The following is a 15,356-nucleotide window of genomic DNA, read 5'->3' as shown; positions in this document are numbered from 1 at the left end:
CATCTTTTTATTAAAGGGATTTAAAAAATGATTTTGAAAATCAGACCGGCTAATACCGCACTGATTGGAATCGTAATAAACCAGGTAACTACAATACGTCCAGCTACTCCCCATTTCACGGCAGAGAAGCGTTTTGCGGAGCCAACACCCAGGATCGCTGAAGTGATCGCATGTGTGGAGCTGACTGGCAAATGAAGCAGTGTTGCCGAGAAAATAACGGAAGCCGCGGAAATATCGGCCGCGAAGCCGTTGATCGGCTCGATTTTGAAAATCTTCGTACCCATGGTCTTGATAATCTTCCAACCACCAATGGAGGTACCGAGTGCCATAGCCGTAGCCGCAGCAACCTTAACCCATAGAGGGATTACATCCATAGTCTCTTGGCGTCCTGATGTAACGAGGGCAAAGGTAATGATCCCCATCGCCTTCTGCGCATCATTCGTACCATGAGTAAACGACTGTAATGCCGCCGTCACAACCTGCATGGAACGGAAGCCCTTATTAACCGTATGTGGACTACGCTTTGCAAAAATCCATTTCAGGACTGTCATGATGATATAACCGATAACAAATGCAATAATTGGCGAGAAGATCAAGCCCTCGACAATTTCCACAAATCCGCCCCAGTTAATATGCGACGAACCTGCACCCACATATACTGCACCAGCCAAAGCGCCGATCAGTGCATGAGAGGAGGAGGACGGAATTCCGAGCCACCAGGTGATCAAATTCCAAATAATCGCAGCAATCAGCGTGGCTATTATGATATCCAGACCATTTTCCAACAACGTGGGGTCTGTGATACTTCCGCCAATTTTCTTAGCTACACCTGTAAACATCAAAGCTCCGACAAAGTTCATCAGTGCCGCCATAATAATAGCTGTTCGAGGTTTTAACGCACGTGTAGAGACAGAGGTAGCAATCGCGTTGGCCGTATCATGGAAACCATTAATAAAGTCAAACGCAAGCGCGAGAAATATAACAATTCCAAGAATCCATATCGATGTTTCCATATTCTAGTACCCCTTATGAGTTGCGCATGATGATCGATTCCAACATGTTGGCTACATCTTCACATTTATCTGTAGTGGTCTCGAGTCGCTCATATAATTCCTTGCGCTTAATCAGCTCAATCGGGTCCTTAACGGTTTCAAATAGAGCTTTGGTACAAATACGAAGGACTTCGTCCCCTTGATTCTCAAGGTCATTCAAACGGATCGTATATTCACGAATGGCCAGCAGCTTCTTCTGGGAAAGCAAATGAACCGCTTTTTGGATTTCATAAGCACACTGACGAAGGATTTCGGCAAATTGTACAATGTATTCATCCGGGTCAAGAAGGTTGTACATATAGAAACGTGAGGCAGATGCCTCCAAGCCATCAATGACATCATCCATGCTTGTAATCAAGTCCATAATGTCGTCACGCTCAAGTGGCGTAATGAACGTCTTGTTCAATTCCTTAATTACGGTGTGCGTGTAAGTATCACATTGGGATTCGTACTTCTTCATCTCTGCAGCGAAACTATCGACATTATTCTGGAGATCAGTGATATTCTGAGCAAAATAATCTGCAGCTTGGACAATGGTATCCGCCATATTTTCCAGCGTCTCAAAGAATATGTCCTTTTTTCTCAACTTCATTGTTTTAAACCCCTTTACATAATATTACCGTGAGTACAGAGTCACCCATATGTAAAAAGCATGAAAATGAATGACAACCCTTGTTATCTTAACATATCCGTAGAAGGTATAGAAGCTATAGAAATGAACTTTTTTACACTCTATTAACACTTACCCATAATTCCGAACACAAATCTGTATAACACTGGATATTCCGACTTTCTTAGGTTGCACTATCTGCTCCGCCATATACCACATGACTGCTAAATGAAGGTGCATTAGGGACGACCAAAATATGGGTGATTCCTGGATACATTAGCTCTTCTTTACCATCCTTCACAAACCGAATCACATCACCTGGCTCACGCGACCATCTGCCCTTTGTGACCTGTCCACGCTGAAAGAGCAGCGCTTCACCACCAAGCTCCACATCAACCTGAAGTCTTCCAACATCATCAAGCACTTTATGATCGGAACCCATCACCATCACATTTGCAGCTTCTACTGGCTTATTGTTATTCAGATCCAAATGTGGTTTACCATTCACGTAACGCTGATAGGTCTGGAGCTGAGTATCGTATTTATAGTCAATTTTATAGCTTTTAAGTAAGAAGTTTACGCTAAACTCAGCGGCCTGTTCTCCGCCTGCCGGTATGTAATCTGGATTGTTAAAAAGATACCCTGGCACCTTCACACTTTTCTCATAACCCAGCTTCTCGGCGCCTTCCCGCAGCTTCGCTGCATTACTATAGAGATTATGGGGGGCTTTACGTGCTTTGTCCCGCCAGAAATAGGCTCCGGCACGACCGATTTCGTCCATATCTGCTTTTTTCTCTTTTTGCAAAATGGCATAAGCCGCGGGGCTCCCCCCGGCATGCACCGTCACACCACCGTAGCTCTCGCCAATATCGAGCAGATAAGGGCGAATACTGCGAATCGGTCCGATTTTGACCACTCCGGTATGACTTTGAAAAATACCAATCAACCGCGTAATGCCACCTTCAGCAAGAACCTCATATAAAATATCCGCTTCACTTACCCCCGATTGTGGCCGGGCCGCTGGAGCATTATTAATCATAACAGCTAAGGGACGTGGGAGACTGTTTTCAGAAACGGGAAGACCTGTTAACCCGGAAACGAGTTCAGCAGATGGATCTGCAGTAGGCGATGGCTGGATCGTTTCAATAGGCGCGGGATCTGCTGTAGGTTGCTGTGTCGGGGCAATTACATTATTTGCACTCTCTGTTCCGCAAGCGGAGAGCAATAGGGTACTTAGTACAAGGGCAGATAATAGACGGGAAGAAGAGCAGTTTACTTTCATAAGCTTGTAGTTCCTCCTAAACGTTTTATGTATCTTAACTGGTTTCTTCCATTTAATCACAGCCAGTCCCATTTGTCTTGATCCGCTTGCATCAAGTGTAATCGACTTCAGCGTCCTTATTAGGACGATATACGTTTAAGCGAGAAATATAAGGATAATGCATAGCGTGAAACTTTTACTTTCTTTTTTTAAAAAAAAGGGCACAGCCGATCTCCGGCTGTACCCTGCGTGTATCTTATCCATTTAGTCTAGCTTCCAGCAATTGAGGCTTAATGTCCCATATTGATACGCTTGAAATATTCGCTCTGCCTTCCTGCTGCCATCCGCTGTTCCCATCGCATAAAAGAGAGGTGCGAAATGCTCTCTTCCGTAAGATGGAACCGCATCACGAACATGCGGAGCTTTTTTCTCATAAGCAAACAGTGAAGGTAAATCCCAAGATTCTAACCCCTTGGCAATCCACGCATCGAATTCAAGCGCCCACTCTTCAGGCTGATCACTTTCATTAAGCATCCGCAAATTGTGAACAAGTCCACCGCTTCCTATCAGCAGTATGCCTTCGTCACGCAGAGGGGCTAACATCCGCCCGATATTGTACTGTTCTTTGGGAGAACGTAGTGAATCGACGGATAAAGCGACTACCGGAATATCGGCTTTCGGAAACATTTTTTTCAGTATTACCCAGACTCCGTGATCGAGTCCTCGCCCCAGAACGGGCTGATGTGAAAGATTGTTACCCTTAAAGAGCTCGGAAATCCGCTTGGTTAGAGCTGGATCGCCTGGGGCTGGATAGGTCAGCGTATACATTTCTTCAGGGAATCCGTAGAAGTCGTGTTGTGTTTCGTGCTTCTCATCCATGGTGAGTAGCTGTTCTGGGCTATCCCAGTGCGCTGAGAATACTACTATACCCCGTGGTGCTTCTAGTTCTTGACCAAGCCGCTCCAGAAAACGGGTATACTCGTTATCCTCCAGTGCGAGGAGCGGAGAACCGTGCGCGATAAAAAATGACGGTAATTTCATAGGATGCCAACCTCCATAACCCAGTATATGGTGTGCATCTTTATTTTACCGCTAATTTCAAGTTATTGCGAGTAAAGTCCATCACCTATATCATCCAATTTTGCCATTCTGTCTGCACATGCTCCTGTTCGTTCATCCACTCTCTTGTCCGCTTAAGCAGCTGCTGCTGTGCTGGCCCAGAAGAAAAGGTATGATCACCTTGAAAAATGATCTCTTTATCGCATCGTCCCTCAGGACGTGTCCAGAATAATTTCTGGTAAAGGAATGCATAATCCACGGGGATGACATCGTCAGACGTACCATGAATAACCAGCACATCACCGCTGAATTTACTAGCTTCTTGGAAAGGCTGGAAGGCCGCCAAAGAATTGAAATATACCGGTGTGAACGAGTAACCCACGTAATCCGCCGATCCATTCTTCACCGAACGGTCATACGCCTCCCGCCCTACGATCTTCACAATATCATTGAAGGGGTAACCCACGGAGGCCCACAGCACGAGATTCTTCACGCGGCGATCACGAATACTTGTCAGAAGCGCAACCGCCCCACCCAGACTGTGGCCAATAAGCGTCACACGCTGTGGATCCACATCGGCAGAGCTAATTCCGTAATCGAGCACCGCTCTAGTCTGAGCGATCATCGACTCCATATCCTCCCCGCCGTAATTACCGCTGCTCTCGCCGCAGCCCGCATAGTCAAATCGAATGACCATATACCCGTCTTGCGCCAGCTCACGAGCTGCTTTGACAAATATCCGATCGACTCCAATCCGGTTACCCACAAATCCATGGCAGATTACAGCTAATGGCAATCTGTCCTTGCAACGTGTGGAAGTTCCCTTCTCTTTACTCGGATAATGGATGCTCGCTGTCAATTCTTCGCCGTTATGCCGAATTACAATATTCCGTTCCATTGCCGTAACCTCCTATATTTAATCATTATTTTAATTTATTAGAATTCCGATTAACTTAGTGTGAATTATATTCTTATTATAAAGATTTCGTTCATATTGTCAACAGAAACGGGACAGATCTTAGTAATTTACAAGAACAAATTCGGAGTATAAACCGGAACGTCAAACAGCCAGTCTCTAATATAATGGAGACTGGCTGTTTTTCAATCGCATGATGAGCTTCCAGGGCCGTCAATCAATCATAGCTGTCGTTAAACATCTCATGGGTTTCTTGACTGCCTTCCCAATCCTTAAGCGCGCCCTCTGTTGCTGGTTCTTCTGTGGAATTCCACATGCTGAATCCATCAGAGCCGCCCCAATCCCCCATTGAATGATTGGGCGTAGGCTCGAAACCGTTGCCCATGACACTGTCCTGTTCTTTCTTGTTCTCATGTTCCATAAAGCTCCCAACCTTTCCCAAAGCTATATTGATCAAGCAACAACATTATCAGTGTTCACTCTTATAAAAGGATTATGCATAGGAAAATAGAAATGCTTGTCCTTGCGCTGACCTGTCAGGCAAACGTATACTCTAGGTTAAAGACTATACCGATTAACACTACTGGAGGTTTACATCCCTATTATGAAAGTGAAAGATATGATTAAGGAAAATAACGCCCTGCGCGAGCAGATGACGCCTTTCAATCGATCTTATTTTGAAGATATGATCCTGACGATGCGCGCCAGTAGGGTAGAGGCTCTCCGTGCTGAAGAACTTTTACTGGATGCAGCCAAGCTGCTTCTGAAAGAACAGAAAAAAGGTAAAAACGCTAAACAGGTGTTTGGCGAGAATCCGGATGATTATTTTAAAGAAATCATAGACAGCGTTCCCACACGCTCAGCACGCAGCAAATGGAACTATTACTTGATGATTCCCTGCGCGGCTCTAACCTGTTTGTTCGGGATCTTTGCTATAGGTGGACTCTTCTTGCAATGGACTAACGGATCACCTGGGATGTTCGGAGAGATTAGCCTCTTCACCCTCTTCGCTGTTGGGGCAGGTTCCATTATCTTGATCGAACTTATTATGAAATGGTTAACCTCCTTGTCTGAGGGGGATGCACCTAAAGCCAAGCCCTTTGATATCAAGGGCCTTGGCGTCTATATCGGAATCGCCGTAGTTGCCGTATTCATTGGCTTGTACCTCGACCGATTGTTTCCGGTCATTACTTTATCCCCGTGGGTAAGCTTAATTGTTTCCCTGATTGGGGCAATTGGACTAAAGTTTATATTTTTTAGAAAATAAAAGTCATGCTCCACCCATATTTCATCCGATAGACAGGGGGAACTTTCATGAATAAGAAGCAATATATTCTCTATTCTGTTCTAGCAGTAACATTGGGACTAGGCGCGGTACCTATAGGAACGATTCAAGCTGAAGGCGCTGCCAGCCCTCCTGTGGGAGGCACTAAGGCAAATGCTTTGACAGCAAACAATAATCATGCGGAGGCTATCTATAAAGCAGCATTGCCGCTGTTGTCTTCCTCTAACAAGTTACCCGAAGCTATTAAATATTTGAACGCCAATATGTATGCGGTAGGTTCGTATCGTGCCACGATAATGACACTGAAGCTTGAGAATTTGCACAAGGCGGCGCTTCCGGCGTGGGAGAGCAAATTCAGTACCAGCAATGTCCAGCGGAAGCTCACCGCCATCTATAAGGCTGGCGCTAGTATGAAGACCCTTGCTGATGCCACAGAAGATCTCACTCTGCGCACACTGCTGAAGAGTGCCAGCGAAAATGGATATAAACTGGAGACCGCGGAAGGCACTTTTTTCCCGGTGATCGATTATGAGGCTTACCGCAAATATAAGCTTTATGTCACTGACGATATCAGCGCATATCTATCCATTATGGCTACGGAGTCTGATCTTCCCTCCTCCAAGGATAACGGGCTGGTCATTGGTTGGACCGATGTAGCTGCGCGAGCACTGTCTCAAGAGCAATTTATTCAAAATCATCCGAAATCGAACCGAATTTCAGCCGTGAAATCCTTATATTCTATCTATGTTAACAATACGTTTTACGGCCAGAATAACACGCCCCTTTTCCATTATGACAATCTTGAAATGGACTTGGAGGCGCAGAAAGCCTACTCTAGCATTCTCACCAAGAATAAAGACAACAGCCCATTCCTGCAGAAACTAGATGGCTTCATGAAATTGATGAAAGACAAAGATTATAAATTAACAGATGAAGTCGAACAATACCGTAAGACTGAATTACCTCTCTAGTATGATATACAAAAGGCCCGTCCCCATTCATTCCGGGACGGGCCTTTCTATGTTCATTAACGAAATGATTAAAGTGATGAAAGAAATTAAATAAGGATGTTAAAGAGATTGGAATCCTTATTGATTTCTACATAATCCACACCCTTCTGCTGCATCCGTTCGATAAGTGGTTCATAAGCTTCAATGGACAATAGCTCTATGCCTACAAGCGCGGGACCATTCTCTTTATCATGCTTCTTAATGTACTCGAAACGGGTAATATCATCCTCTGGACCGAGGATTTCGTCCAAGAACTCACGCAGGGCACCTGCCCGTTGTGGGAAGTTCACCATGAAGTAGTGCTTTAAGCCTTCGTAAATCAGTGACCGCTCCTTGATCTCTTGCATACGGTCTATATCGTTGTTACCCCCACTAATGATACAGACGACCGTCTTCCCGCGGATTTGATCACGGTATTGATCAAGTGCTGCGATAGGTAAGGAACCGGCTGGCTCAACTACTATAGCGTTCTCGTTATACAGCTCCAGAATGGTGGTACAAGCCTTGCCTTCAGGTACCATCACGATGTCATCCAGATGCCGGGAACAAATATCATAAGTCAGTCCGCCAACGCGCTTTACAGCCGCTCCGTCCACGAACTTGTTAATTTCTTTTAGCGTTACCACTTCTCCAAGCTTAATTGCTTCAGTCATTGAAGCAGCACCAAGCGGTTCCACACCAATCAACTTAGTGGATGGACTCACCGTCTTCACATAAGTGGCTATTCCTGCTGCCAGGCCGCCCCCACCAATCGTTACGAACATAAAATCCGCAGGATGGTCCAGATTCTCCATTACTTCCATCGCTATCGTTCCATTGCCTGCAATAATTCTCGGCTCATCAAACGGGTGGATCAACGTCATACCATGGTCTATACAAGCTTGCAGCGCTTCATCATAAGCATCATCGAAGGTATCGCCCTTCAGAATGACCTCAACAAACTCACCGCCGAACCGTCGAACTTGCTTAACCTTCTGGTTAGGTGTAGTGCTGGGCATATAGACCTTGCCCTTAATTCCAAGTGCCTTACAGGAATAGGCTACACCTTGTGCGTGATTTCCTGCACTCGCGCAGACAATACCTTTAGCTCTATCTTCTGCAGATAGACTACGAATCATATTATAAGCTCCGCGGATTTTAAAAGAACGGACAATCTGCAAATCTTCGCGCTTCAAATATACATCGCAATCATACTTGGCCGATAGTACGGCGTCACGCTGTAGGGGAGTCCGGATGATGACCTCCCGCAGTACGTGATGAGCCCGTACGATATCTTCCATTCCTACGATTCGGTCTTCCTCTTCTCTCATAACCCTCTCGCCTCACTATCATCTATTCATTCTACTTCTTGTAAACATACTCTCCCAAAGACATTTTTTCAAGCATTGTCCGCTGTATGCAATACAATTATTGATGCAAATCTTATACTTTCTTATACATGCAAAAACGCCTTCATCGTCCCTAAAAGGACGGTAAGCGTTTATGCGAGAAATATAAGGTAATTTATAACGTGAAACAAATAAATTCTTATATTTTAAAAAAAGAGACTACAGGAATCTCCCATAGCCTCTTTAAGTTCATGTACGTCCAAGATCTGAATTCTACTAATCCTGTTGCTTCAGCATCCACTTCAGCAGATCAGGTAGGCTTGTCCACAAACGCGAGTGTACAATAACATATTCGATAGCTTCATTAGCGTCACCCATTCCCACAAAATCCGGAAGGTTATGCGGCAATCTTTTGATCCCTAACAAATAATCCGGCACATGCTTGTTCACATTCCGCGCTACGCGGTACAACATTTTCAGTTGGGAAGTAATCCCATTCTTCTTATATTCTAAGACCATCCGGTCGTAAGCTACTGTCGCCGCTGCATCATTTCCGAACTTTTCCAGCACCTTTTCTGTCTTCTTGAGCTTGTTGGTGTAGAGATACGCAGCCGTTAAAAGGTAACGCGCACCTGTGTTATCTTCAGGATTCAGCTCTAAAATGTGCTCAAGTACTTTTTGTGCTTCTTCTGCATTTCCGCTAAACCAACAAGAGTCGGCGTAGCTTTTGCAAATTCGAATGTATGGACGAGTCTCGTGGAGGTCCCAGAAATGTCCTTTGTTCTCAGCGAAAAAGGCTTCTCCAAGCTCACGTTCACCTGCATCCATCCCTGCTTTTAGAAAAGCACGAGCATCTGCTTCATTCTCTGCTTCCTCAGCCAAAATGAGATACGCATCCGGACTGTCCGGATAAACCTCTAATGCGGCTTCAGCTAACTGTATCCGGCGGTTGGATGAATTGGTTTGCATAGCCTTTTGTAATAGTGCTTGCTCCTGATCCTTCGGACTGCCTGAGATATTCAGCAAAAGTAATTCTTCTTCCGCACCACCCATGCCGTATTCCTCAATGTAATTGAGCATCTCTTTGACTTTTCTAGAGATGGTAGGCGTAGTAACCTCATGTTTGGTAGCAAGATCCGCTTGTGTTAGGGAGAAGCCATATTCTTCAGACAAAATAAATTCGATCGCCGCGCAGAAAGAGCCCATTTTCTTCACAGCAGGCTTAGTCTTACGGGAATAACCATTCCACAGAACTAGAGCTTCCCAAATAAGCTCTCTATCATAGCTTTCTCTCATGCTCTCAATAAGGTGCAGCGCCAGTTGTTCATGTGCTGGATGCTCCCAATTCAGATCACGTGACACTTTTTTTCTGAGCGTAGCAAGAGTTAGCTTCACTTCAGGTTGTGCTACGGGCTCCTGTTTCTCAGCCACAGTCTCGCTAGCTGCCGCTTCTTCCTTGTTTACAAGTTGCATGATGGACTCTACTGCAGAAGTTTCTTTACCAAGGCAGCATTTCTTATATTTTTTCCCGCTTCCGCAAGGACACATATCATTTCTTCCAATCTTACTCAAAACGAATTCCTCCTTAAATCTGTGAGTAGCCATTCGCCATAAGCGTATCGCTAGTATGCACTATAAGTATCATCATTTCCAGGCACGAGGCATCCTTTATAAGGTTACTTCACAAAGTCTGAAGGACTCCGATTTAAAAGGGCCTTCCCATGATCGGAAAGACCCTTATCTGTATATATCCGCACATTTTCCCCCGTACGTGTAGTATTATAGCACTTCTTCTATCACTTGTCAGTCCTTTTTTAGGACTTTAAGCGCAAAAAATGCTAGATACAGTTCTTTATCCTTATACCAAAGCTTTCATAGCGATGTCGCTGCGGCTTTGTTTTCCGGAAAAAGAAATTCCTTCGGCTCTAGCGTAAGCTGCAACACGAGCTTCAGCAATCGTAGCACCTAGGCCTACCACGCCTAGCACCCGACCACCATTCGTCACCCAGCTTCCGTCTTCACCACGCGCCGTACCAGCATGGAAGATCAGCCCTCCTTGGCTGTCTTCAAGACCTTCAATCGGTACACCCTTTGGATAAGGGCCTGGATATCCTCCCGAAGCGAGAACTACGCATACAGCCGCTTCGTCGCTCCATTCAATGTCGATATCTGCAAGTCTACTCTCTGTGACCGCCAGAAAGATTTCTAGCAAGTCGCTCTTGAGTCTAGGCAACACGACCTGAGTCTCAGGATCACCGAAACGAGCATTAAACTCAATCGTCTTTGGTTTACCCTCAGGAGAAATCATCAGTCCCGCAAATAGTACACCGCTAAAGGGACGACCTTCGTCCACCATAGCTTTTGCCGTCGGCTTAATGATGGTCTCGATCGCTTCTTGGATAATAGCCTCATCAATATGTGGTAAAGGCGAATAGGTACCCATTCCGCCGGTATTAGGACCTTTATCCCCATCAAATACGGGCTTATGATCCTGGGCAGCAGCCATAGGACGTACCGTCTCTCCATCGACAAAAGCCAGAATCGACATTTCCTGTCCAGCAAGAAATTCCTCAATAACAACCTGAGCGCCTGCCTCACCGAATACCTTAGTGACCATAATATCAGCGAGCGCTTGCTCTGCTTCTTCCAACGAATAAGCAACCGTCACGCCTTTTCCTGCAGCCAGACCATCTGCCTTGATTACGATCGGAAGCGGCTGTTCCCGCAAATAAGTTAGCGCAGCTTCATAGTCGTCGAACTTCTCATAGGCTGCTGTCGGAATATTATATTTATGCAAAAGATCCTTCATAAAGGTTTTGCTGCCTTCGATCTCCGCCGCATTCTTGCGTGGGCCAAACACAGGAATATCCTGTGCTTCAAAAGCATCCACAATCCCAGCAGCGAGCGGATCATCTGGGCCGATTACAACAAGACCTACTTCCTTCTCTTTCGCAAAAGCCGTCAGACGATCGAACTCAAATACTCCGATCGGCACACATTCGGCTAACTGCGCAATCCCGGCGTTGCCGGGTGCGCAATAGATTTTACCTGCCTTGGGGCTTTGGGATAGACTCCAAATCATCGCATGTTCCCGGCCGCCGCCGCCAACCACTAAAATATCCATCCGAATATGATCCTCCCAGTGCTCTAGTGTTTGAAATGACGGACGCCTGTGAAGACCATAGCAATACCATACTCATTAGCGACCTTAATTGACTCTTCGTCTTTAATGGAGCCGCCTGGCTGAATCACTGCAGTGATTCCTGCTTTTGCTGCCATTTCAAGCGTATCGCCCATTGGGAAGAACGCGTCGGAAGCGAGTACGGCTCCCTTAGATTTTTCACCAGCTTGTTCGATTGCAATTTTAGCTGCACCAACGCGGTTCATCTGTCCTGCACCTACGCCAACGGTCATATCATCAGCAGCCAGCACAATCGCATTAGATTTCACATGCTTAACTACTTTCCATCCGAACAACAATTGTTTCAATTCTTCCTCGGTTGGTTTACGGTCCGTAACGACTTGTAGATCATCTGGGTTCACAGAGTGCACATCGCTCTCCTGTACAACCATTCCTCCATCAATAGAGGTAACTACAAAGCTGCTCTTACGCGCACTAGCCGTACTAAGGTTACCGATTTTGAGCAAACGGAGATTCTTTTTCTTCGTAAGGATTTCCAGTGCTTCTTCCGTAAAGCCTGGTGCCAACACGATTTCGAGGAAAATATCTTTCAGCAGGTTCGCTGTGTCTGCATCAATAATGCGGTTTGCTGCTACAATCCCACCAAAAATAGAAGTTGGATCCGCGTTGTAAGCTTTTTGATAAGCTTCGTATACACTTTCACCCACACCTACACCACAAGGGTTCATATGTTTAACCGCTACGACAGCAGGCTCTTCAAATTCTTTCACGATTTGCAGTGCTGCGTTAGCATCGTTGATATTGTTATAAGACAACTCTTTGCCGTGCAATTGTTCAGCCGCAGTGAGTGTATCCAGTGCCGCCAATGACTTGCGATAGAACGCTGCTTTTTGATGCGGATTCTCGCCATAACGCAGATCCTGAATTTTCTCATAAGTCACGGTGTAGCGCTCTGGCAGAGGCTCGCCAGTAACGTTAGCCAAATAATCGGAAATCAAGGCATCGTAAGCCGCCGTATGACGGAACACTTTTGCCGCAAGACGTTTGCGTGTTTCTAGCGTTGTATCTCCACCTGCGCGAACCTCTTCAAGTACAGTAGCGTAGTCATTAGCATCCACAACTACACTCACAAAAGCATGGTTCTTCGCCGCAGAACGCAGCATCGTAGGTCCGCCGATATCGATATTCTCGATGGCTTCCTCGTAGGATACGTCAGGTTTTGCGATCGTTTCCGCGAACGGATACAAATTCACAACAACCAGATCGATGTAGTCCAGACCAAGCTCCTTCATTTGACGCGTGTGCTCCTCGTTATCACGAACCGCAAGCAATCCACTGTGTACAGCAGGGTGCAAGGTTTTGACACGTCCGTCCATGATTTCTGGGAATCCTGTCACATCGGAAATCCCGATAACTGGAACACCTTCTTTAGCCAAAAGCGTGCTTGTTCCACCTGTAGAGATAATTTCTACGCCTAATGCAGACAACTCGCGGCAAAAATCCACGATACCTTGTTTATCCGATACGCTGACTAGCGCTCTTTTGATACTCACTTTGAATAGTCCTCCTTCAGGTTGTACGTGCGATTTAATATGAAGAAAACCCACAACGCGACACATAACGCCGCTTATGCAATATTTCCCGAGAAATACCCTGAAACATCTCGGTCTGTCACCAAATGTCGATCCAAAACTTCGAATGGCTGCGGTGCAGCTTACTTTTCGCGGATAATCGTCTTTCTTCCACTCAGTTCCACTTTCCCGCTGGCAAAAGCGCCAACCACTTCGGGATACAGCTCATACTCAACCTTATGAATACGTTCTGCCAATGAATCCGCCGTGTCGTTATCCTGCAGGGCTACGCTGCGCTGAGCAATAACAGGCCCGGTATCCATACCTCCATCGACAAAATGCACAGTAACACCCGTCAGCTTCACGCCATAATCCAGCGCTTGTCCGATTGCATCTTTTCCTGCAAAAGCAGGCAGCAGCGATGGATGAATGTTAATAATTCGTCCAGCATACGGCGTTAAAAGCACTGGCGTAATAAGACGCATGTATCCTGCCAGCACAACCAGCCCGATTTCCCGCCGCTGAAGCTCTGCTACAATCTCTGCTTCGTAGAGTTCACGGCTGGCGAAGTCTTTTGGCCGCAGCAAGAGGGCGGGAATGCCCGCATCTTCCGCTCGCTTAGCTACAGGTGCCTCTGGCTTGTCGGATACAAGCAACTCAATATTGCCCTCACCAAGCAAGCCTGCTCTCTGTGCATCGATCAGTGCAGCAAAATTACTGCCTTGCCCAGAAGCAAAAACAGCGATTCGACTCCATTGCATCACACTTCAGCTCCAGTAAAGGTTACTTTGCGTTCCCCTTCTGTCACTTTACCAATGATAAAAGCCTCTTCTCCGCTCGCTTTGAGCAGTTCAAGAGCACGTTCTCCATCAGCGCTACTTACTACCAGAACAAGTCCAATTCCCATATTAAAAGTAGTAAACATATCACGGTTGCTTACGTTTCCTTTGTTCTGCATCAATCCGAAGATCGGCAGAATCGGCCACGATCCGTAATTAATCTCCACATCTACACCGTCAGGCAATACGCGCGGGATATTCTCGATGAATCCGCCACCCGTAATATGTGCCATCCCTTTCACCGGAAGCTGCTCCAGCAGCGCCAGCAAAGGCTTCACATAAATCTTAGTTGGTGCAAGAAGTACATCCACAAGCGGAGCTCCAAGCTCCGGAAGCACATCATTCAGGCCATAGCCATCATCCTCAAGCAAAAGCTTACGCACCAGTGAGAAGCCGTTACTGTGCACGCCGCTAGAAGCTAAACCAATCACTGTGTCTCCAGCAGCGATGTTAGCGCCTGTTACCAGCTTCGCTTTGTCAGCAACGCCAACTGTGAATCCAGCGATATCATACTCACCCGCTGAATACATGCCCGGCATTTCAGCCGTTTCGCCGCCAATCAGCGCACAACCTGCTTGGTGACAGCCCTCTGCGATTCCTGCTACGATCGCTTCGATTTTCTCCGGTACGACTTTGTCGCAAGCCAGATAATCGAGGAAAAATAGCGGCTCCGCGCCTTGCACTACAATGTCGTTCACGCACATAGCTACAGCATCAATCCCAATCGTGTCATGGCGATCCGCAGCAAATGCGATCTTAAGCTTCGTGCCTACACCATCAGTTCCCGATACGAGCACTGGCTCTTCATATTTATCTTTATTGAGGCCAAACAGCGCTCCGAACCCACCAAGATCCGTCATTACTTCTGGACGGTAAGTACGTTTTACGTGCTTTTTCATGCGTTCTACCGCTTCGTTACCAGCCGCAATATCCACTCCGGCGTTTTTATAAGCTTCCGACACTTGGGACACCTCATCTTTTAATAGTTTAGAGCGCGTTTGGGCGCATTCGGAACCAGTGGTGGTTATTGGAGTTATTCCGAGGAATGTTTGGACTTCCGATCGCTGTTATGTTTGGATTTCCTGATTTAACCGCTCATCGCGGTAGAAATCCAAACATAAAGGCGAACGCTACGCTTCTACAGTTCCAAACTTCCTCTCCATAACTCCCTCTAACCACCAGGTTTCCCCTACTGCAAGCCGCAGTGCGCGCCTTGCACACGGACCTCAAGACCTCGGTGCATGAGCTGCGCCATGCAACCTCTTCTAGCGAAACAAGCGAGT

General features: G+C 46.3%; 14 protein-coding genes. 2 read left to right on the top strand and 12 right to left on the bottom strand.

What is annotated here, in order from left to right; translation table 11 throughout:
* Window positions 1-20: 20 nt before the first annotated feature.
* The 6 genes from NSS87_RS03375 to NSS87_RS03350 form a co-directional block, all read right to left on the bottom strand.
* Entirely contained in the window at window positions 21-1,013 is a 993-nt protein-coding gene (locus NSS87_RS03375; protein WP_042184776.1) for an inorganic phosphate transporter, read from the bottom strand.
* Window positions 1,014-1,026: 13 nt separating this feature from the next.
* The gene (locus NSS87_RS03370) at window positions 1,027-1,644 is read right to left on the bottom strand and encodes a DUF47 family protein (protein WP_042184774.1); all 618 of its coding nucleotides are present in this window, start codon (window positions 1,642-1,644) and stop codon (window positions 1,027-1,029) included.
* 202 nt (window positions 1,645-1,846) lie between these two features.
* A complete protein-coding gene (locus tag NSS87_RS03365; RefSeq protein ID WP_339244729.1) occupies window positions 1,847-2,944 on the bottom strand; it encodes a DUF3048 domain-containing protein in 1,098 nt (365 codons plus the stop codon).
* 243 nt (window positions 2,945-3,187) lie between these two features.
* Entirely contained in the window at window positions 3,188-3,964 is a 777-nt protein-coding gene (locus NSS87_RS03360) for a class III extradiol ring-cleavage dioxygenase (protein WP_042184770.1), read from the bottom strand.
* 85 nt (window positions 3,965-4,049) lie between these two features.
* Window positions 4,050-4,880 carry an alpha/beta fold hydrolase gene (locus NSS87_RS03355; RefSeq protein WP_042124053.1) on the bottom strand — a complete coding sequence of 277 codons (831 nt, stop codon included), beginning with the start codon at window positions 4,878-4,880 and terminating at the stop codon, window positions 4,050-4,052.
* A 235-nt stretch (window positions 4,881-5,115) separates the two neighbouring features.
* Window positions 5,116-5,319 carry a hypothetical protein gene (locus NSS87_RS03350; protein ID WP_042184766.1) on the bottom strand — a complete coding sequence of 68 codons (204 nt, stop codon included), beginning with the start codon at window positions 5,317-5,319 and terminating at the stop codon, window positions 5,116-5,118.
* Between the two features lie 183 nt (window positions 5,320-5,502).
* Between NSS87_RS03350 and NSS87_RS03345 the strand changes: the two genes are divergently transcribed.
* Both NSS87_RS03345 and NSS87_RS03340 read left to right on the top strand, forming a co-directional pair.
* Window positions 5,503-6,165, top strand: coding sequence for a DUF1129 family protein (locus NSS87_RS03345; RefSeq protein WP_076286938.1), 663 nt, complete (start codon window positions 5,503-5,505; stop codon window positions 6,163-6,165).
* Between the two features lie 47 nt (window positions 6,166-6,212).
* Window positions 6,213-7,154 (top strand): hypothetical protein, encoded by a 942-nt coding sequence (locus NSS87_RS03340; protein WP_339244726.1) that lies wholly within the window; start codon window positions 6,213-6,215, stop codon window positions 7,152-7,154.
* Window positions 7,155-7,240: 86 nt separating this feature from the next.
* Here NSS87_RS03340 and ilvA read toward each other — a convergent pair whose 3' ends face one another.
* From ilvA to purM, 6 genes are all read right to left on the bottom strand, one after another.
* Window positions 7,241-8,503, bottom strand: a complete 1,263-nt coding sequence (ilvA, locus tag NSS87_RS03335; protein ID WP_042184762.1) for a threonine ammonia-lyase IlvA — start codon at window positions 8,501-8,503, stop codon at window positions 7,241-7,243.
* Window positions 8,504-8,797: 294 nt separating this feature from the next.
* Window positions 8,798-10,093 carry an SEC-C metal-binding domain-containing protein gene (locus tag NSS87_RS03330; protein ID WP_076286939.1) on the bottom strand — a complete coding sequence of 432 codons (1,296 nt, stop codon included), beginning with the start codon at window positions 10,091-10,093 and terminating at the stop codon, window positions 8,798-8,800.
* A 286-nt stretch (window positions 10,094-10,379) separates the two neighbouring features.
* Window positions 10,380-11,645: a phosphoribosylamine--glycine ligase gene (gene purD, locus NSS87_RS03325; protein WP_339244723.1), complete on the bottom strand. Its 1,266-nt coding sequence runs from the start codon at window positions 11,643-11,645 to the stop codon at window positions 10,380-10,382.
* A gap of 23 nt (window positions 11,646-11,668) precedes the next feature.
* A complete protein-coding gene (gene purH, locus NSS87_RS03320; RefSeq protein WP_339244722.1) occupies window positions 11,669-13,216 on the bottom strand; it encodes a bifunctional phosphoribosylaminoimidazolecarboxamide formyltransferase/IMP cyclohydrolase in 1,548 nt (515 codons plus the stop codon).
* Between the two features lie 161 nt (window positions 13,217-13,377).
* On the bottom strand, window positions 13,378-13,995 hold the full coding sequence (purN, locus tag NSS87_RS03315) for a phosphoribosylglycinamide formyltransferase (protein ID WP_076286942.1): 618 nt from the start codon (window positions 13,993-13,995) through the stop codon (window positions 13,378-13,380).
* A complete protein-coding gene (gene purM / locus NSS87_RS03310) occupies window positions 13,995-15,035 on the bottom strand; it encodes a phosphoribosylformylglycinamidine cyclo-ligase (RefSeq protein WP_339244720.1) in 1,041 nt (346 codons plus the stop codon). Before purM ends, purN begins: the two co-directional genes overlap by 1 nt.
* Window positions 15,036-15,356 lie beyond the last annotated feature (321 nt).

The organism is Paenibacillus sp. FSL F4-0243 (assembly GCF_037963295.1).
Classification (GTDB): domain Bacteria; phylum Bacillota; class Bacilli; order Paenibacillales; family Paenibacillaceae; genus Paenibacillus_AQ.
Note: the sequence above shows the minus strand (reverse complement) of the source record. Positions and strands in the feature narration are given on the sequence as shown.

What these genes read in the sequence shown, in the direction of transcription:
- NSS87_RS03375 (WP_042184776.1), bottom strand. Translation starts at nt 1,013, where the DNA reads ATGGAAACATCGATATGGATTCTTGGAATTGTTATATTTCTCGCGCTT.
- NSS87_RS03370 (WP_042184774.1), bottom strand. Translation starts at nt 1,644, where the DNA reads ATGAAGTTGAGAAAAAAGGACATATTCTTTGAGACGCTGGAAAATATG.
- NSS87_RS03365 (WP_339244729.1), bottom strand. Translation starts at nt 2,944, where the DNA reads ATGAAAGTAAACTGCTCTTCTTCCCGTCTATTATCTGCCCTTGTACTA.
- NSS87_RS03360 (WP_042184770.1), bottom strand. Translation starts at nt 3,964, where the DNA reads ATGAAATTACCGTCATTTTTTATCGCGCACGGTTCTCCGCTCCTCGCA.
- NSS87_RS03355 (WP_042124053.1), bottom strand. Translation starts at nt 4,880, where the DNA reads ATGGAACGGAATATTGTAATTCGGCATAACGGCGAAGAATTGACAGCG.
- NSS87_RS03350 (WP_042184766.1), bottom strand. Translation starts at nt 5,319, where the DNA reads ATGGAACATGAGAACAAGAAAGAACAGGACAGTGTCATGGGCAACGGT.
- NSS87_RS03345 (WP_076286938.1), top strand. Translation starts at nt 5,503, where the DNA reads ATGAAAGTGAAAGATATGATTAAGGAAAATAACGCCCTGCGCGAGCAG.
- NSS87_RS03340 (WP_339244726.1), top strand. Translation starts at nt 6,213, where the DNA reads ATGAATAAGAAGCAATATATTCTCTATTCTGTTCTAGCAGTAACATTG.
- ilvA (WP_042184762.1), bottom strand. Translation starts at nt 8,503, where the DNA reads ATGAGAGAAGAGGAAGACCGAATCGTAGGAATGGAAGATATCGTACGG.
- purD (WP_339244723.1), bottom strand. Translation starts at nt 11,645, where the DNA reads ATGGATATTTTAGTGGTTGGCGGCGGCGGCCGGGAACATGCGATGATT.
- purN (WP_076286942.1), bottom strand. Translation starts at nt 13,995, where the DNA reads ATGCAATGGAGTCGAATCGCTGTTTTTGCTTCTGGGCAAGGCAGTAAT.